Origin of the sequence: Cytobacillus oceanisediminis 2691, from assembly GCF_000294775.2 — a bacterium.
Classification (GTDB): Bacteria; Bacillota; Bacilli; order Bacillales; family Cytobacillaceae; genus Cytobacillus; species Cytobacillus pseudoceanisediminis.
Genome location: NZ_CP015506.1, coordinates 1,443,966 through 1,462,342, shown reverse-complemented (window position 1 = coordinate 1,462,342; position 18,377 = coordinate 1,443,966). Strand labels below are relative to the sequence as shown.

16 protein-coding genes are annotated in these 18,377 nt (G+C 41.2%); 2 read left to right on the top strand and 14 right to left on the bottom strand.

Features of this window, described 5'->3' with window-relative positions; translation table 11 throughout:
* Window positions 1-14: 14 nt before the first annotated feature.
* The 5 genes from A361_RS07475 to A361_RS07450 all read right to left on the bottom strand — a co-directional run bounded on the left by A361_RS07475 (window position 15) and on the right by A361_RS07450 (window position 4,473).
* On the bottom strand, window positions 15-914 hold the full coding sequence (locus A361_RS07475) for a nuclease-related domain-containing protein (RefSeq protein WP_236888003.1): 900 nt from the start codon (window positions 912-914) through the stop codon (window positions 15-17).
* A 607-nt stretch (window positions 915-1,521) separates the two neighbouring features.
* On the bottom strand, window positions 1,522-1,716 hold the full coding sequence (locus A361_RS07465) for a ComZ family protein (protein ID WP_009331228.1): 195 nt from the start codon (window positions 1,714-1,716) through the stop codon (window positions 1,522-1,524).
* A gap of 26 nt (window positions 1,717-1,742) precedes the next feature.
* The gene (locus A361_RS07460; protein WP_019381479.1) at window positions 1,743-2,702 is read right to left on the bottom strand and encodes a BMP family ABC transporter substrate-binding protein; all 960 of its coding nucleotides are present in this window, start codon (window positions 2,700-2,702) and stop codon (window positions 1,743-1,745) included.
* A 118-nt stretch (window positions 2,703-2,820) separates the two neighbouring features.
* Complete coding sequence (locus A361_RS07455; RefSeq protein ID WP_019381478.1) at window positions 2,821-3,654, bottom strand: hypothetical protein; 834 nt, start codon at window positions 3,652-3,654, stop codon at window positions 2,821-2,823.
* An 81-nt stretch (window positions 3,655-3,735) separates the two neighbouring features.
* Entirely contained in the window at window positions 3,736-4,473 is a 738-nt protein-coding gene (locus tag A361_RS07450) for a serine aminopeptidase domain-containing protein (RefSeq protein WP_019381477.1), read from the bottom strand.
* Between the two features lie 214 nt (window positions 4,474-4,687).
* On the opposite strand from A361_RS07450, the gene A361_RS07445 reads away from it, so the two are divergent.
* Window positions 4,688-4,879, top strand: a complete 192-nt coding sequence (locus A361_RS07445; protein WP_009331232.1) for a DUF2929 family protein — start codon at window positions 4,688-4,690, stop codon at window positions 4,877-4,879.
* A gap of 69 nt (window positions 4,880-4,948) precedes the next feature.
* On the opposite strand, the gene clpB is transcribed toward A361_RS07445, so the two are convergent.
* The gene (gene clpB / locus A361_RS07440; protein ID WP_019381476.1) at window positions 4,949-7,546 is read right to left on the bottom strand and encodes an ATP-dependent chaperone ClpB; all 2,598 of its coding nucleotides are present in this window, start codon (window positions 7,544-7,546) and stop codon (window positions 4,949-4,951) included.
* 165 nt (window positions 7,547-7,711) lie between these two features.
* On the bottom strand, window positions 7,712-7,891 hold the full coding sequence (locus tag A361_RS07435; RefSeq protein WP_009331234.1) for a YjzC family protein: 180 nt from the start codon (window positions 7,889-7,891) through the stop codon (window positions 7,712-7,714).
* A 171-nt stretch (window positions 7,892-8,062) separates the two neighbouring features.
* Here A361_RS07435 and A361_RS07430 point away from each other — a divergent pair, with 171 nt between their 5' ends.
* The gene (locus tag A361_RS07430; RefSeq protein WP_420480832.1) at window positions 8,063-8,875 is read left to right on the top strand and encodes an undecaprenyl-diphosphate phosphatase; all 813 of its coding nucleotides are present in this window, start codon (window positions 8,063-8,065) and stop codon (window positions 8,873-8,875) included.
* A 36-nt stretch (window positions 8,876-8,911) separates the two neighbouring features.
* On the opposite strand, the gene argF is transcribed toward A361_RS07430, so the two are convergent.
* The 7 genes from argF to argC all read right to left on the bottom strand — a co-directional run bounded on the left by argF (window position 8,912) and on the right by argC (window position 18,354).
* Window positions 8,912-9,868: an ornithine carbamoyltransferase gene (gene argF, locus A361_RS07425; protein WP_019381474.1), complete on the bottom strand. Its 957-nt coding sequence runs from the start codon at window positions 9,866-9,868 to the stop codon at window positions 8,912-8,914.
* Window positions 9,865-12,990, bottom strand: coding sequence for a carbamoyl phosphate synthase large subunit (locus A361_RS07420; protein ID WP_019381473.1), 3,126 nt, complete (start codon window positions 12,988-12,990; stop codon window positions 9,865-9,867). The genes argF and A361_RS07420 overlap by 4 nt, the downstream gene beginning before the upstream one ends.
* A complete protein-coding gene (locus A361_RS07415; protein WP_019381472.1) occupies window positions 12,983-14,062 on the bottom strand; it encodes a carbamoyl phosphate synthase small subunit in 1,080 nt (359 codons plus the stop codon). The genes A361_RS07420 and A361_RS07415 overlap by 8 nt, the downstream gene beginning before the upstream one ends.
* A gap of 77 nt (window positions 14,063-14,139) precedes the next feature.
* Window positions 14,140-15,297: an acetylornithine transaminase gene (locus A361_RS07410; protein ID WP_019381471.1), complete on the bottom strand. Its 1,158-nt coding sequence runs from the start codon at window positions 15,295-15,297 to the stop codon at window positions 14,140-14,142.
* A complete protein-coding gene (gene argB, locus A361_RS07405) occupies window positions 15,294-16,067 on the bottom strand; it encodes an acetylglutamate kinase (protein WP_009331242.1) in 774 nt (257 codons plus the stop codon). Before argB ends, A361_RS07410 begins: the two co-directional genes overlap by 4 nt.
* A 12-nt stretch (window positions 16,068-16,079) precedes the next feature.
* Window positions 16,080-17,309, bottom strand: a complete 1,230-nt coding sequence (argJ, locus tag A361_RS07400) for a bifunctional ornithine acetyltransferase/N-acetylglutamate synthase (RefSeq protein ID WP_019381470.1) — start codon at window positions 17,307-17,309, stop codon at window positions 16,080-16,082.
* 13 nt (window positions 17,310-17,322) lie between these two features.
* Window positions 17,323-18,354 carry an N-acetyl-gamma-glutamyl-phosphate reductase gene (gene argC / locus A361_RS07395; RefSeq protein WP_019381469.1) on the bottom strand — a complete coding sequence of 344 codons (1,032 nt, stop codon included), beginning with the start codon at window positions 18,352-18,354 and terminating at the stop codon, window positions 17,323-17,325.
* Window positions 18,355-18,377 lie beyond the last annotated feature (23 nt).

The following is an 18,377-nucleotide window of genomic DNA, read 5'->3' as shown; positions in this document are numbered from 1 at the left end:
GGGCAGGGCAAACCTTATCCGTTTATTTTAGAATATATCCTTTTTTTAGCTGGTCCATCACCGGATAGATTTAAAGATTTTAATATCCTATATGCTGTATGCCTGGATTCAAGATTTAAATAATCCCGGCATTCTTTATTTGTTATCTTTGAATTAAAAAGCAAAAGATAATCTGTTATTGCTTCCATATGACTCGTTCTTGAAATCATTTTACATTTAAGACAACACCATTGTCCGTCTTTCCTCACAACAGCAAAAGATTTGCAGGAATCACATTGAACACCTCTTAGTAAATCCTTTCGATTAATTCCGTAAGTATTTAAAATATCATTATCAAGAGGACTATTTTTGCACATAATCTTTTCATTCAGTCTATTTATGTCGTTTGGCCATAGTATTTGTTTGTTATATTTTGATTTGGCATCCGTAAATCTATCAATTATTTTTTCAGTATGAACAACTCTTTTCAAAATAGAGCTATTTTCTTTCTCTGTTTTCAGATAGGTAGCAGGATTAGCAATAACGACAAAATACTCTATTGGCATTTCTGGAAACTTCTCTTTCAACAGCCATTCTTTAAATTGGGACACTTGACGCAATACCTGCGAAACTGGATTAGGAATCACTTTTTCCTTCTGGCCGTGTGTTTGAATTACTTGATCAGATATTGGTTCAAAATATAGGGTTCCAGAATAATTTTTGACTTCAATTATTCCTGCGAAGAATGGAGTAATAAGCAGGGAATCAATTTGAAAAGGAGTATGAAGGATAAGTCGAAGATCATTATAAATTCTAAAATCTTTACCTGGGAGAAAACTCAAATAATAATCCAGCTGCTTCTCTCCATTAAAACCTAATAGCCCATTTCTATAATCTACTTCTATTTCTGACCTTTTCCTGTGGTAATCAGGCAATCTGCGCAGCAGCGCCTCCAGCTGTAATATTCTTAACGGCTTGGATCTAGGCTTCATTAACATAGCAAACCTCCTTTGGAACATTATCTCCAAAGTTATGAATTCGGTATGGATATTGAATAATCCTTTGTTTTATATGTAGATTTTAGGTACCTATTCTCTTTTCTATCATGAATTACTTAAATTTTGAGGATGGCCCTTACCGTTTTGGCGCGGGCTCTTTGGGTTTGCGCGCGGTTTCTTCCCATTTCGACGCGACCCCCTGCCTTTTGCGCCCGGATCTTCTTGGTTTACGCGCACACGCCTCCTTTTCGCGCGGGCTCTTTGGGTTTGCGCGCGGTTTCTTTCTATTTTGGCGCGGATTCCTGCCTTTTGCGCGCGGATTTTCTTGGCTTACGCGCTCTCGGCTCCTTTTCGCGCGGGCTCTTTGGGTTTGCGCGCGGATCTTCTTGGTTTACGCGCACACGCCTCCTTTTCGCGCGGGCCCTTTGGATTTGCGCGCGGTTTCTTCCTATTTCGGCGCGGACTTTTTTGTCTAACACGCCAACCTTTTTTCTCAGCTGTCCTTTCTCACGATCCCAAACAAAAAACCAGCCTAAAGGCTGGTTCACTCACTCTCTTTCAAAGCATCCGCTTTGCCCATTTCGTAGGCTTCGTTCATGACTTTGGTAAATAGATTCATGAATGGCTGGATCATTTCCATGGATAGTTCAATGCCTGCTTCGTCAAGCTGCTGTTTGGCTTCTGGCAGGTATTTCATGGCGATTTGCATGAATTCCATATTTTTTTCGTTTAGCTGCATCATGTAGTACCTCCTATGTATAAAAATTACTCGTTGGGCAGTTTGCCTGTTTTTTTGTAATTCTCAATGGCAGCGTTTAGTTCTTTTTTGAATTCTTCGTCGACGTCAGGGCTGAATTTCCCAAGTGAAATAACTTCATCCTCGAAATCAAAGGTTAGATTTCCTGATTCCAGTTCGCCTTCGTTGAATTTTTTTGCCACTAGTTCATACAAAACATCGACATGCTGAACCGTACTGGTCAGGACGACTGATTCACCCAGATCAGACTGGTCGGAAATATAGCCGATGGCGTAGAGCCCTTCCTCTTTTAGTTTCTCGATGACAGGAACATTATACCCATCTCCAGCTGGATAGACAACATCTGTCTTATTGGCAATCATTTTGTCCAAGAGAGCTATGGCTTTATTATCATTGTCCCAGTTGCCGACATATTGGATTTGCACGTTTATACCTTCATCAATTTCGCTTACACCTTGATAAAAACCTTCTACCTCCGGCTGCCATTCAAAAGCTGCGAGTATTCCTATGTTATTGGTTTTCGTCATATGGCCAGCAACCATGCCGCCAAAGAATCCCATTGCATAGGCTTCAAAATTCAAGCTGGTGGTGTTGTCATTTTTGGCATCGCCATTAAAGCTGACAAAATGAATGTCAGGGTATTTTTTTGAAATGTTATTAAAGTATGCCGCGTATTCATTGCCATGTCCAAAAATCAGGTTTACACCTTTTTGATCAAACTCTTTAACAGCTCTTTCAACAACCATCTCAGAATTCATGCCCTCTTTATAATAAACCTCCACATTATAATGGGATTGAATCTTTAACATGCCTTTATAGCCTTTCGTCCCCCATACCTGATCATTGACGGTATCGGGCACTAATAATCCAGCTTTTTCAAGTTTTCCTGTAGACATCGATTGTCTGCAGGAGGCCAATAAAAGAAGGCACAAAAGAAGGATCCCGAATTTCACTAATGTCTTATGCATCTCCTCTTTCTCCGCCTCTCTGTCTTTCACTTCATACTAATGGTATGACCGGTTTATTTTACCAGACTAATTCAATTCTACCTTGTCTGTATGTTAATTGAAAAGTTTTTTTTCTAGTTTACAAACCATCCGGGATCTCTATAGAAAGAATATGGCTTCTTTGCTTCTCAAGACCTTCGGAGTATTTCACGGAACACACAATCGCTTTTTCAATTACTTTTCCTTTTGCCAGATCGGGACTGTCCCAATTTTTATTATAGACAAGTGAAAGGTAATCTGCACATTTTTGCCAATGCCCAGTGACGCTGCTCATTAAAAGGCAGGATTCTCCTAAAAGCTTATCTGAACAATTCGATAAGAAACAGATAAGATCCTCAATGAAAATAGCGTCATGTATCCATTCCCTTTCATTTATCTTTACTCTTTTTATATTAGCAAGAGCCTGGTGAAAACTAAATTCCTTTGGCTGCCAAGGACCGTATATAACAGGCAGGTAAAAGCATGAAACTGAAATGTTGTTTTCTCTAAGGATGTCAATAGCATCTTCCAAGCTGCTGTGTGTTCTGCTGATGTCTTTAAGCCACTGAATAGGGAAAAGGAATGCAATTTTCACTTGCAGGTCCTTGAATTCATCCAAATTTTTTATAAGAAATTCCTCAATAAGCTCCTTCTCCCTTAAAGAGGCAAGCTCATTCTTTATATATAAATCGTATATATCTATAAAAATTACATCATTTTTTATTATTTCTCTTTTAGAATTAATCCATGATGAATAGTTTTTTTCATAGAAGTTGGCATTCCGTCCGATTGCAAGGCGTTTTTCGTTGATTAAAGCATCTTCTTTTTCCTTATTATAATGAATTCCATCTATCTCACAGCCCTGTTCAAGCAGGTGCTTGCACAGACTGAATCCTATAAATTCAAACGTCCCTACTATTACTGCCCTGTCCATTTTCAGTCCTCCTTAGAAGCATATTAATGTATACTATGCTTCAGGGATTGTCTTTATTTCTTTGCGGAATGGCAGCTGTTTTTATAGAACTTTTTCATATTTTCTAAAGAAGTTAGTCATTTGAGAAGACATTCGCTGTTTTTTATCTGGAAGGATATAAAACACAGAGATAGGGCTATTTTCATTTTCCCATTGTATTGATCGTTTCTTTAAATAATCTGATTGCTTGTAAGCTCTTCCGCCCGCCAGTACCTGTATGATTCTGACTGGCACTTTAAGGCCCGTTGTAAGGTTTTTTTCATGCCTGCTGAGCAGATCCGCTATTTTATCCGTTTCTATTTCATATGAAACTGCCAGTTCTTTTAATAGTTTCTTGTAAAAAAACTTATGCTCTTTTTCCTGCTCGAGATGATGCTTTAGTGAAAGGATGGGATTGATTAATACAGCTGAACGGATTAAATCGCTCATTTCATGCAATAATCTAAGGGCTACCAATGCTCCCATGCCCTCAGCAATAATATGGATCTTTTCGTTAATAATTTCCGTTCGCAGAATATGTTCATACAAGCATTTAGCCTTATCAACAGCCTGGTCGTTCCCCCAGTGCCTCCCGTAAAGATTTGAATAAAAAATCGTATAGCCATCTTCCCTGAGCTTCTTAATTAATGAATATTTCCCTTCATTTTGAGTCCAAAAACTGCAGTTTCTGTCAACAAAGTGCCGATCATCCCCAATAATCAGGATACCGAAACCACTAGGTTTATCTGGGTAATGAATCATGCACCATTCTGTATCCAGCTGGAAGTTCCGGCTTTCCATAGTAAAACTCCTTTGCAAGTTTGTTCATAATAATGTATGTGAGTAAAATTAAAATGAATGGGGGATTTGCCTAGTTTTAGACAAGTTCAATATGAAGCAGGCTGTATCCAATCAGAGAGTTGAAAAGTACATGTATAGGATGTAAAAATAAATTTATTTCTTTAATAGCTTATGCTAATATGAAAAGGGATTAATTATGTTAGAGGTGAAATAGATGAGATTCTTTTGGACATTCTTCTGGACTTTCCTTCTTGTTCAAATGTTAACGTACGTAGTTTCTTCAATGCTAGGAGCGCCATACGATTTTGTAACCGGCTCCATTCTGGCGGTTGGGACAAGTGTTTTAATTTTTGTTGTCGCTTCCATCATTCCTGAAGGTCCTGTTGAGAAAGAAGGACTTCATTAATCTGCTGCTTATGCAGGAAATGAAAAGAGTCATCCTGATTGATTCAGGATGATTCTTTTCATTTGTTCCCTATTTTACCAGCAGTTCCATTTTGCCGTTATCTGCGGATATGACAACTTCACTGTAATCCTTAATTTCACCTGCGATTATTTTGCGGGCGAGTGCTGTTTCAACGTTCCTTTGGATAAAACGCTTGAGCGGCCTGGCTCCATAGATGGGATCAAATCCGTTTTCTGCAATATATTCTTTGGCATTATCATTTATACTCAACTTAATATGCTGATCGGATAATCTTGCTTGAAGCTGAGTAATTAATTTTAAAACGATACTCTTTATTTCATTAAGAGCCAAAGGCTTAAACAGAATAATTTCGTCCACTCTGTTCAGAAACTCTGGACGGAAATGGCTCCGCAGCTGTCCAAGGACAGTTTCTCTTGTTTCTTCAGATATATCTTCTTCACCAGAAGAACGTTCCAAAAGAAAATGGGAGCCGATATTGGAAGTCATAATGATAACCGTATTTTTAAAATCAACCGTACGGCCCTGTGAGTCAGTGATTCTTCCATCATCAAGCATCTGCAGAAGGATATTGAATACTTCAGGATGGGCTTTTTCAATTTCATCAAGCAGGATTACTGAGTATGGCTTCCTTCTGACAGCTTCTGTCAGCTGACCGCCTTCCTCATATCCTACATACCCCGGAGGAGCACCAATCAATCTTGATACAGCATGTTTTTCCATATATTCGGACATATCAATTCGGATTATTTGTTCTTCACTATCGAATAGTGACTGTGCAAGTGCCTTTGCCAATTCTGTTTTTCCTACCCCAGTAGGGCCCAGGAAGATGAAGGAGCCAATAGGGCGGTTAGGATCTTTAATTCCTGCCCTTGCCCTAAGGACAGCATCTGACACAAGCTGGACAGCTTCATCCTGGCCAATCACTCTTTTGTGAAGAATGCTTTCAAGACGAAGCAGCTTTTCGCGTTCTCCTTCAACAAGTTTAACTACTGGAATACCTGTCCACCTTGCCACAATGCCGGCAATTTCTTCTTCTGTTACTTCCTCTCTCAGCAGCCTTTCCCCTTGATTCTCGTTAACAGCACTTTCAAGATCTTTCAACTCCCTTTCCAAAGAAGGGATTCTTCCATGGCGCAGTTCTGCAGCTTTATTCAAGTCATAATTATTTTCTGCTTCTTCCAGTTCACGGCGTATTTTCTCAAGCTGCTCCCGTTTTTCCTGAACTTTCTGGATTCCTTCTTTTTCAAGCTGCCATTTTGCTTTCATGCTGTTAGCCTGGTCTTTTAATTCAGCCAGTTCCTTTTGCAGGTCTGCAAGCCTCTGCTTGCTTCCTTCATCACTCTCTTTTCGTAAAGCTGCTTCTTCTATCTCAAGCTGCATGACTCTTCTTGTAACTTCATCCAACTCCGATGGCATTGAATCGATTTCCGTCCTGATCATGGCACAAGCTTCGTCAACCAGGTCAATCGCTTTATCAGGAAGGAACCGGTCAGTAATATATCTGTCTGACAAGGTTGCGGCAGCCACTATAGCCCGATCGTGGATATTGACTCCATGATGGATTTCAAAGCGCTCCTTCAGTCCTCTGAGAATTGAGATTGTATCCTCTACATCCGGCTCCTGCACTAATACCTGCTGAAAACGCCGTTCCAGGGCTGGATCCTTTTCGATATATTTGCGGTGTTCCTCAAGAGTGGTAGCTCCTATACAGTGCAATTCACCTCTTGCAAGCATAGGCTTCAGCATATTCCCTGCATCCATTGCTCCTTCTGTCTTGCCCGCTCCAACAATGGTATGAAGTTCATCAATAAAAAGAAGAATTCTGCCTTCGCTTTTCTTAACCTCATTTAATACAGCTTTCAGTCTTTCCTCGAATTCCCCCCGGAATTTGGCTCCAGCAATTAAAGCGCTCATATCAAGGGCAAAAATGGTTTTATCCTTAAGGCCCTCAGGCACATCTTTACGTACTATTCTTTGTGCCAATCCTTCGACAATAGCTGTCTTTCCTACCCCAGGTTCGCCTATTAAAACTGGATTATTTTTGGTTTTCCTTGAAAGGATGCGAATGACATGCCTGATTTCACTATCCCGGCCAATTACAGGATCAACTTTCCCCTGTTTCACCTCTGCAACAAGATCTCTTCCATATTTTTTTAAAGCCTCATATGTTGATTCCGGATTTTGCGATGTCACCCTCTGATTCCCCCTAATCTCCTTAATCGCCTGCTCCACTTTTTCTTTATTGATTCCGTAAGCCTTTAAAACTGCTGCCGTTTCGGTTTCCGCTGCTGCAGCAGCCATGAAAACATGCTCAACTGACATGAATTCATCCTGATAGATCTTCATATAATTTTCTGCTTCCGCCAGCAGCCGCTGCAGCTTACCGGATATATACAATTTTCCTTGATCCATTCCTGAGCCGGACACCTGCGGTTTTTTCCTCAGTGCTTCCTTCATTTTATTATTAAAAGAATTAGCCGGAATCTGCATTTTTGACAGTAATAATGATATCAGGCTGTTTTCCTGTCCCGTTAAAGCCAGGAATAAATGTGCTTCATCCACTTCCTGATGCTGCTCGCGTATTGCTATGGACTGTGCATTTAATAACCCTTCCTGAAGCCGCTCTGTCATCCGATTTAAATCCACTGTGCAACCTCCTATTTGACCTTTTTTGACCTTTAATTTTATTATAATCCAATCTTTTCATATGTAAAGTTTCCAGCAGTTTATTCTCAGTCTAAAAAGCCATCCGCAATTGGGATGGCTACTTTGTTTATACTATTTCCCCATCTTCTTTATCATTAATCAAAATCAAGGCTTTCTTTTATACGTCCAAAGCCGGTTATGATTGGATGTTTCCGGAAATTGATCCCCGGCTCTCATTTTAAGCATTTGAGGATTATTGACGTTACTTCCCGTTTCGCCAATTTCTATATAAATTCCATTATTAGGCGCTTTCTGGCCAGGCTTGAATTGTCTGTTTTGCCCCATGCTGAATACCTCCTTTAATCGTAAATCACTTATTATTATTTCCACTCTTGCATCTCTCATGAGGGAAACTATTGGCATCGCACAAAAGCAATGAAAAGGATATCACTTTACTCTGATGCCTTTTTTATAGTTAAATGGGTGGTATGAGATTTGATTATGGAGGATTTACTTGTGACTGATTTTCTAACATTGCTTAAATACTTGTTTTTGGGATTATTTCAGGGATTTACAGAGCCTATTCCCATTTCATCGAGCGGGCATCTGGAGATTGCCCAGCATTTTTTCGGGCTTGACATCAAAGGCCTTAGCTTTGCCCTCCTTGTAAATACAGCCTCATTATTAGCTGTGCTGCTTATATACAGGGAAGATATTATGAGACTCATCCGAAACGGCCTTGCATACATTACAACCAAAGATAAACAGGCGGAATCAGACTTTCGATTTATCATTTACTTGATTATCGGAACCATTCCTGCAGGTGTCATCGGCATTTTGCTCGAGGATTTTATCGATATGCACCTTGCAAATATAAAAACAGTTGGGATTACTCTTATCTTGACAGGACTTGCACTGTGGCTGATCCGCAATTTACGCGGACGGAAAAATGATGCTGAATTATCTTATAAGGATGCAATTATTGTAGGACTTGCACAGGCAGTTGCCCTGATACCGGGAATCAGCCGTTCCGGTGCCACTATTGTAGCGGCAATGGGGCTGGGGATGAAACAGGAAACAGCTCTAAGGTTCTCTTTCCTTTTATATATCCCGGTAAGCGCCGGCGGAATGATTCTTGGTTTTAATGACATTTTAACGGATCCCAATTTATCTGAATATGCGATTCCCTATACAATCGCCTTTGTTGCTTCACTAGTTGCATCTTACTTCTCTTTAAAATGGTTTATGAATATTATGGCTAAAGGAAACCTGAAGTATTTTGCGATTTATTGTTTTATTGTTGGACCGCTGGTTTATTTCCTATCTTAATGAAAAAGCCTTCTCTGTGCTGAGAAGGCTTTTTCATTATAATATCTCTGAAAGAATGGCTTTTTGAACATGAAGCCTGTTCCCAGCCTGCTGAAAGACAGCGGAATTATTTCCATCAATGACCTCCGCTGTAACTTCCTCACCGCGATGGGCAGGCAGGCAATGCAAAAAGACGTAATCTTTTTTGGCTTTTTGGACAAGATATTCATTAACCTGATAATCAGCAAAGTCTTTCAGCCTCTGTTCATTCTCATCTTCCTGTCCCATGCTCGTCCAGACATCTGTATAGATGGCATCGGCATTAGCAACCGCTTCTTCAGGGTTAGATGTTATCTTTACCTTTGAACCGCTTTGTTCGGCAAACTCTTGTGATTGCTGGAGAACAAAATTATCTGGCTCATACCCTATAGGACAGGCAATCGTGATATTTACCCCCATCTTGGCAGAAGCAATCATTAAAGAATGGGCCACATTATTGCCATCGCCTACATATACCAGGTTTTGGCCTTTTAACTCCCCATTTTTCTCTTCAATTGTAAGGAGATCGGCAAGAGCCTGGCACGGATGATAAAGATCGGTCAAGCCGTTAATGACCGGAATGTCCGCATGATGAGCCAGTTCCTGGATCTTTGCATGGGAGAATGTGCGGATCATAATCGCATCAACATACTGTGAAAGCACTTTAGCTGTATCCGCAATGCTTTCTCCTCTTCCAAGCTGCAGGTCCTGGCTGTTTAAATATAAGGCATGGCCCCCAAGCTGCAGCATACCTGCTTCAAAGGAAACTCTTGTGCGTGTAGATGACTTTTCAAAAATCATGCCAAGAATTTTGCCTTTTAGGATGGGAGTTTCTGCACCCTGCAGATGAGCTTCTTTTAATTGCTTTGCTTTTTCCAGCAGCCCCTTAATTTCCTCTGATGAAAAGTCTGCAAGTGTTAGAAAATCTTTTCCTTTTATATTTATACCCTTATCCGCAGCCTGAATTGAAATCATAAGACGCCCACTTCCTTTTCTCCAGTATTATTTTTAATGCCCTGCCAATCTTCAATGGATTTAACATCCCAATCGCCTGCAGACATTGATTTTAATAATGCAATAAGCGTTTCTTTTTCACTGAAAGTCAAAATTCTGTTTTTGGTTCCCATTTCTCTCATTCTCTTATCTTCTTCACTTATGCCAGGATTATATAAGGCGAAGGTTTCCTGGACATTCCAATCCATATTGCCTTGAGTCAGAAAAACAGGTACTACTTTAGCCTTATTAATATAATGAGTTAGTTCTTCTGTTTCTGGAGAGTTTGCAATTACGACACATTTGCCTTTAGCATCATTTAAACCAGCATGGAAAGACTTTCTGATTGCCGCCTCAAAATTTGGTGCGAGTGAAATGGCCTCTCCTGTTGATTTCATTTCAGGACCTACTTTGCTGTCCAATCCCTTTAAAGCATAATTAGAGAAAACCGGGAATTTCACACATACAAATGGGAGTTTTGCAGCATCCGGAATTTCATCTTTCGACAAACTATATTTCCCAAGCAATATTTTTGTCGCAATCCCCACTAGCTGTACGCCTGTTACCTTGCTGATAATTGGTACAGTTCTGCTTGCACGAGGGTTTATTTCAAGAATAAATACTTCTTCGCCGTTAACGATATACTGAATATTCATGAGTCCTTTATACCGGAGCTTTTGCACAATGGCTTTTGCATAGGCTAGCATTTTATTCTGGACATTTTCTGAAAGATTTTGCGGCGGGAGAACGGACATGCTGTCGCCAGAGTGAACACCCGTTTTTTCAATATGCTCCATAATTGCAGGTGCACAGATATGATTTCCGTCTGCTGCCAGATCAAGCTCAGCTTCTGAAGCATGCACGAATTGATCAATTAAAATCGGATAAGGGACATCACCTTTCGCTAAATAACCCTCCAGCTCAGATGATGAAGAAATACGTTCCATCCCTCTCCCTCCTATAACATAGGATGGGCGGACAAGAATCGGGAATCCAATGTTTTCGGCTGCTTCTTTTAGCTCTTCTTCTGAGTGGACAACATCACCTTTTATCCGCGGAATATTCAAATCATCCAGCAGCTGATAAAATAGCTTCCGGTCCTCTAATGCATCTATGGTATTTGAGTCAGTTCCAAGCAGGGTAACACCATAACTTTCAAGTGCGGATGCCAGATTCAGAGCTGTCTGCCCGCCAAGCTGCACAATGACTTCTGAAATCCCTTCTGCTTCAATAACATTTAAGATATCCTCAAGAATTAGCGGTTCAAAATAAAGCCTGTCAGCGGTTGTATAATCCGTACTTACCGTTTCAGGGTTATTATTGATCATGATTGTCTCAACGCCTTCATCCCTCAGAGCAAATACTCCCTGAACGGAGCAATAATCAAATTCAATGCCCTGGCCAATTCTGATGGGGCCGCTTCCAATAATCAGGACTTTCCTCTTATCACTCTTTACTTGTTCATTTTCGCCAAAATAACTGGAGTAATAATAATTAGATTGTGCTTCAAATTCAGCTGCACATGTGTCAACCATTTTATAGGCAGGCAGAATGCCAGCTTTTTTGCGTTTGTCCCTGACTGCTTTTTCCGAAACTTTCCATTCCAATGCAAGAAACTTATCACTAAAGCCCTTTTCCTTAAATAGCTGCAGCTCTTCTTTTGTTGCTTCATCAAGTGTTAAAGCAGAGATTTGCCTTTCCAGCTTTACCATTTCATTGAGTATATTGAGATAGAAATAATCAATTTTTGTGATAGAGTGTAAAGCTTGCAATGAGTAATTTCTCCGGAGTAATTCAATTACGGTAAAGAATCTTTCATCAGTCTGCTTTAACAGCAGTTCCTCAAGTGAGGTAACCGATTTAGCTGATAAGCCAGGTGATTTCAAATCATTCACCTTCACTTCAAGTGAATGGATTGCCTTTAAGAGAGCCCGTTCAAGATTCCGGTCAATCCCCATTACTTCTCCGGTTGCTTTCATCTGCGTTCCGAGTTTGCGGTCCGCAGAAGGAAATTTATCAAATGGCCATTTTGGAAACTTAACGATGACATAATCCAGGGCTGGTTCAAAGCTTGCAAAAGTATCTCCTGTTACAGGGTTGATAATTTCCGATAAGGTATACCCGACGGCAAGCTTTGCAGCCATTCTGGCAATTGGATAGCCTGTTGCTTTGGAAGCAAGGGCAGATGACCTGCTGACTCGAGGATTGACTTCAATTAGGTAATAATTCTTGCTATGAGGATCAAGGGCAAACTGAATGTTGCACCCTCCAATAATGCCAAGCTCGGATATGATCTTGATAGAAGCTGTTCTCAGCATCTGATACTCATCATCTGTTAAGGTTTGTGAAGGTGCGACAACAATTGAGTCACCGGTATGAACTCCTACAGGATCAATGTTTTCCATATTACATATAGTGATGCACGTATTCTGTGAATCCCGCATGACCTCGTATTCTACTTCCTTAAATCCTGCTATGCTTTTTTCAACCAGGCATTGGCTGATCGCACTCTCTTTTAAACCGCCCTGCACCAAAGATGTCAGTTCATCAAAATCTCCTGCTATACCTCCTCCTGTTCCGCCAAGAGTATAAGCTGGACGGACGATAATAGGAAATCCAATTTCGCGGGCAAATTGGATGGCTTCATTTACTTCATGGACAATGATGCTTTCGGGAACAGGTTCGTTAAGCTCGTTCATCAGCTTACGAAAAGCTTCCCGGTCTTCGCCTTTCTTAATGGATTCAATGCTGCTGCCCAAAAGCTTCACTCCATAATGTTCAAGCACACCTGATTCACTCAGTTTAAAAGCAAGATTTAAACCTGTCTGGCCTCCCAGTGTGGCAAGCAGGCCATCGGGACGTTCTATCTTTATAATCTTCTCAAGGCTGTCAGCTGTCATCGGCTCAAAGTAGACTTTGTCTGCAAAAGCTTTGTCAGACATAATGGTAGCCGGATTGTTATTAACAAGGATAACCTTATAGCCTTCTTCCTTTAATGCTGCGCAGGCCTGTGTTCCTGCGTAGTCAAATTCTGCTGCCTGCCCGATGACAATCGGGCCGGAGCCGATTACTAATATGGATTGGATGCTGGTGTCTTTAGGCATAAGCGAAAACTCTCCTATTCTCCTCTTGAATCATGTTCATAAACTCATCAAAAATATAATCACCATCCGCAGGTCCCGGATGGGCTTCCGGATGGAATTGGACCGTATGGATTGGCAGGACCTTATGCATTAGTCCCTCAATTGACTGGTCATGCAGGTTTACATAGCGGGTTTTAAACCCGGTATCTTTTATGCTTTCTTCATCAACCACATAGCTATGATTTTGTGATGACATAAATACTGTGCCCTTCTTCATGTCCGCAATCGGGTGGTTGGCACCCCTATGGCCGAAGGACAGTTTTTTTGTGTTGCCGCCAAATGCTAAAGCAGCCAGTTGGTGGCCAAGACAAATTCCCAATGCCGGATACTGCTCCAGCACCTTTTTTAATTCCGGAAGGATGCTTTTTAATTCTTTAGGATCTCCAGGCCCGTTTGAAAGCACTACACCGTCTGGATTTAGTTTTTTAATCTGTTCAAAGCTTGTATTGTAAGGAACAGATGTAACCTTGCACGCTCTTTTCAGCAATGAATCCACAATTGATTTTTTAGCGCCAAAATCGATGACAACTATATGAATGCTTCCCTCTCCACAGCACTCCATTGTTTGCGAAGATACTTTGCAAACTTTTTTATCCTTTCGAAGCAGCAATCCGCCGGGGGCAGTTTCCGAAGAAGACATTTTTGCCGGCATGCTTCCTTCTGAACGGATTTTCTTTACAATTGATCGGGTATCCATATGCCCTAATAATGGAATATTCCATTTCTGAAGGTATTCCTGAAGCGAATAAGCCGATTTGTAATGCGAAGGATTTCTGCTTCCTTCATAAACAATAACCCCTGCCACATGAGATTTCTTACTCTCAAAATCAGACTCATTTATTCCGTAATTTCCGATTAAAGGATAGGTAAACACAATAATTTGGTCCTTATAAGAGGGATCTGTCAATACTTCCTGGTAGCCTGTCATTCCTGTAAAAAAAACGATTTCCCCTTCTACATCCTTTTCAGGCTGATCCGTCAGCCATTGGCCTTTATAGGAATGGCCGCTATTTAAATGAAGGTATCCTTCCATTATCAACACCCCAAAGCTATCTGTATATTTATATAACCTAGTTAATTTTTATTCATACACTTGAAAAATAATACAGCTTAAACAGCTGATTTTGAAAATTCCTTTAGTGTGGATTGCAGAATTTGCACCGCTTCATCTATTTCAGATTTTGATGCTGTCAGCGGAGGCAGCAGCCGCAAAACATTTTCCCCAGCAGGCAATGCAAGCAAGCAATTGGCTCTTAATTCCTTTAACAAAGATGGAAGGGGGATATCTAATTCAATACCGACCATTAAACCAAGATAGCGAATCTCCTTAACAGCTTCAATCTGTTCAAGCGATTCAGCCAATTTGTCAGCAAGATATGCACTCTTTTCCTGAACGCCTTGTAAAAAATCATCATCAAATATTGTCTTCATTGTAGCAATAGCTGCTGCAATGCTGATCGGGTTCCCGCCGAATGTTGATCCATGGCTTCCTGGTCCAAATACTTCTTCCAATGCTTTTTTTCCAATCACTGCGCCTATTGGCAATCCGCTTCCCAGGCCTTTAGCTGCGGTTACGATATCGGGCGTAAGGTCAAAATGCTGAAATCCAAAGGCTTTACCCGTTCTGCCAATGCCGGTCTGAATTTCATCTACAATCAGGAGCGCCCCATATTCTTTGCAAAGCTGCTCAGTTTTTGTAAGAAACTCCTGATTCCCAATGTGAATCCCGCCTTCACCCTGTACAATTTCCAGCATTACAGCCGCTGTTTCCGCGTCAATCTCTTCCTCCAATGCATTAATATCATTAAAAGGAACATACTTAAAAGTCTCAAGCATGGAACCATAGCCTTTTTTAATTTTTTCCTGGCCCGTTGCAGCCATTGTGGCAAAGGTTCTCCCGTGGAATGATTGCTGAAAAGTAATGATTTTTTTCCTTCCCGAAGCTTTTCTTGCAAGCTTAATCGCTGCTTCATTTGCTTCTGCTCCGCTGTTGGCAAAGAATACAAGGTCCATGCCCGCAGCTTCAGAGAGAGTCTTTGCTGCAGCCTCCTGCTGATCCTGTATATATAAATTGGAAACATGCCAGAATTTATTCAGCTGTTCATTGATTGATTTTTGTACAGCTGCTGGACGGTGACCAAGATTGCAGACTCCAATCCCTGAGGTGAAGTCCAAATAGCGCTTCTTATTTTTATCAAAAAGATAACTTCCTTCTGCTTTTTCCGGCTCCACTTCCCACCGGGCATACGTTGGAAATAGATTACTCAAGTTAAGACCTCCTTCTTGGCAGATATATTCGTACCGTTCCATATGCCTTCCTCATAAAACTTTTCTTTTCCTGATACAATCATTACGCTATTTAGCCCTTTGCTGATTAGGTTCAAGGCAGAGGTAACCTTTGGAATCATTCCGCCTGTAATTTTTTTATCGTTAATATGCTGTTCAATTTCATCCGCGTCAAGCTGAGGAGAGAGGTTGCCGTCAATGAATATTCCCTTTACATCCGTTACAAAGATGCAATGTTCAGCTTTAATGGCATTGGCAACGGCTGCCGCCGCATAGTCGGCATTGATATTCAATTTCATCCCGCCTTCTGCAGCTGCAATAGGAGTAATGACAGGGACCAGGTCTTCATTAAATAACATTTCCAGTACCGACTGATTAACTGCCGTTATTTCACCAACCAGTCCAAGCTCATCCTGATTGATAAATTCTGCCTTTAGCAACCCCGCATCACTGCCATTTACGCCAAACCCTCTCAATCCATGCAGTTCGATCATTGAGGTAAGCTTGCGGTTGGATTGTCCTGACAAGACCATCTCTGCTACCTCCAGAACTTCCGGAGTCGTTTTTCTTAGCCCATTGACAAATTCATGAGGGATATTAAAAAGTTCCAGCATGCTGTTAATTGCCGGCCCTCCACCGTGAACAAAAACAATCTGGTATTCTTCCTTCTTCAACTCTAAAAGACTATCAAAGAAAGCGTCTCCCAGCTCTTCCATTACACTGCCTCCGCACTTAATGACAATACTTTTCAAATGGCATCCCCCTCAGGTACGATAGCTTGCATTGATTTTGACATAATCATAGGATAAGTCACATCCCCAGGCCTTCCCTTTTCCTGCTCCCTGGTGAAGATTCACAGTAATCTGAATGGCGGCATTTGATAAGTACTCTTTTGCTTCTTCTTCAGAAAATGCCAGTGGAACACTATTTTTCAGCATGACTATAGGTCCGATTGCGATATCTACCGAAGACGGATCAATAGCTGGCTGGCTCTGTCCGATTGCCCCGATAATTCTGCCCCAATTGGCATCCGCTCCATATATAGCAGTCTTAACAAGGTTCGAGCCGACAATCTGTTTAGCAATCATTCTGGCATCGTCATCCGACTTTGTCCCTGATACCTCCACTTCTATCAGCTTTGTTGCTCCCTCACCATCTTTTGCAATCTGTTTGGCAAGACTTTCACTCGTTTGAGAAAGCATCTGTATAAATACATCCCAATCTGGATGGTTCGGCGAAAGTTTATTTATACCGCTGGTTCCATTGGCCATGACCAATACCATATCATTTGTTGAGGTATCTCCATCAACGGTTATCTGATTGAATGTTCGATCGGTAACCTGTTTCAATGCAAATTGCAAATCTCCGCAGTCTATATTCGCATCTGTTGTGATAAACGCAAGCATGGTTGCCATATTGGGATGAATCATTCCAGACCCCTTTGCCGAGCCGCCCATTGTAACGGTTTTCCCATCGATTACTGCCGAATAGCAGCACTTCTTCATCACTAAATCCGTTGTTAATATAGCTGTTTGAAAATCCTCTGAGTGTAATGCCTCATTGCCTGGCTTCAGCATCTTAATGCCCTCTTCTATCTTATCCATCTGCATATATTCTCCAATGACACCAGTAGAGGCAACCGCCACATGCTGTTCCTTTAAATTGAATTTATCTGCAGCTGATTTTCTCATTTGATAAGCATCCTTTAGCCCCTGGTCCCCTGTACAGGCATTGGCACATGCACTATTTACTATAACAGCCTGAATGAGGCCTTCTGCTGCCATGCTTTCCTGAGTAACTTTTAAAGGGGCAGCCTGAAAATGGCTTGTTGTATAGACAGCTGCACATTGTGCAGGAGTATCGCTTAATATAATTCCCAGGTCCTTTTTTGAATAGCGCAGCCCTGCATGGACGCCAGCTGCGGTAAAGCCTTTCGGTGTTATGATGCTTCCTGTCGGCAGTTCGGTTACTTCAGTTTGAGATACTAATTGCATTTATCTTTCCTCCTTATGGATAGAGCGGTACAAATCCGAGACCTGCTTTTTCATCCAATCTGCTCATAATATTGGCATTTTGTACAGCCTGCCCGGCTGCTCCCTTCATTAAATTATCAATCACTGAAACTATTGTCAGTCTGCCCGTTCTGGAATCCACATGAACACCTATATCGCAAAAATTAGAGCCTGCCACCTCTTTTACGGAAGGGAAAGAATTTTCAGGACGAATTCGAATAAACGGCTGTTTTTCATAAACTGATTGATAAAGTTCAAGAATTTGAGAAGAAGTGTATTCTTTTGTCAGCTGAACATAGCTGGTTGTCATAATGCCTCTTGTAATAGGAAGAAGATGGGTCGTGAATGTAATCGGCTTTAGAGCGGAATTCCATTTCATCAGCTGCTGTTCGATCTCAGGTGTATGCTGGTGCTGGTTTACCTTATAAACACGCAGGTTTTCATTAGCTTCTGCATAGCTTGTTGATCTTGAAAGCGCCCTTCCTGCCCCTGACACACCGGACTTTGCATCGACCACAATGCTATCGGGCTTTATTAAATTTTCTTTTACAACTGGTGCAAGACTTAACAGAGCAGCTGTTGGATAGCACCCAGGATTAGATATGATTTCTGCGGAAGCTATTTCGTCATGATGCCACTCAGAAAGCCCATATACTGCTTTTTCTACCAGAGATTCGTTAGCAGGAGTGTGTTTATACCACTTCAGATAGGCTTGAGCCGGGATTCGAAGATCACCGGAAAGGTCAATTACCTTTATATTCTTGCCTGAAAAATTTTCAGCAAGTTTCCCTGATACTCCAGATGGTGTTGCCAGAAAAACAATATCAGACTGGTCTGCTATTTGAGCTGGATCAATCCCCTGTAAGTTCTTGTCAATGATTTCATATAGATGGGGATATTCATTCCAAATGGGCAGATCTTCTTTCGTTGAATGAATCGATTTAATATTAAATTCTGGATGCTGTTTAAGGATACGGAGCAATTCCGCACCCCCATATCCGGTTGTTCCGATGATTGAAACGTTCATAATTGCTCCTTCCACACTTAATT

What these genes read in the sequence shown, in the direction of transcription:
- A361_RS07465 (WP_009331228.1), bottom strand. Translation starts at nt 1,716, where the DNA reads ATGCAGCTAAACGAAAAAAATATGGAATTCATGCAAATCGCCATGAAA.
- A361_RS07460 (WP_019381479.1), bottom strand. Translation starts at nt 2,702, where the DNA reads ATGCATAAGACATTAGTGAAATTCGGGATCCTTCTTTTGTGCCTTCTT.
- A361_RS07455 (WP_019381478.1), bottom strand. Translation starts at nt 3,654, where the DNA reads ATGGACAGGGCAGTAATAGTAGGGACGTTTGAATTTATAGGATTCAGT.
- A361_RS07450 (WP_019381477.1), bottom strand. Translation starts at nt 4,473, where the DNA reads ATGGAAAGCCGGAACTTCCAGCTGGATACAGAATGGTGCATGATTCAT.
- A361_RS07445 (WP_009331232.1), top strand. Translation starts at nt 4,688, where the DNA reads ATGAGATTCTTTTGGACATTCTTCTGGACTTTCCTTCTTGTTCAAATG.
- A361_RS07435 (WP_009331234.1), bottom strand. Translation starts at nt 7,891, where the DNA reads ATGGGGCAAAACAGACAATTCAAGCCTGGCCAGAAAGCGCCTAATAAT.
- argF (WP_019381474.1), bottom strand. Translation starts at nt 9,868, where the DNA reads ATGATTTCAATTCAGGCTGCGGATAAGGGTATAAATATAAAAGGAAAA.
- A361_RS07420 (WP_019381473.1), bottom strand. Translation starts at nt 12,990, where the DNA reads ATGCCTAAAGACACCAGCATCCAATCCATATTAGTAATCGGCTCCGGC.
- A361_RS07415 (WP_019381472.1), bottom strand. Translation starts at nt 14,062, where the DNA reads ATGGAAGGATACCTTCATTTAAATAGCGGCCATTCCTATAAAGGCCAA.
- argJ (WP_019381470.1), bottom strand. Translation starts at nt 17,309, where the DNA reads ATGCAATTAGTATCTCAAACTGAAGTAACCGAACTGCCGACAGGAAGC.
- argC (WP_019381469.1), bottom strand. Translation starts at nt 18,354, where the DNA reads ATGAACGTTTCAATCATCGGAACAACCGGATATGGGGGTGCGGAATTG.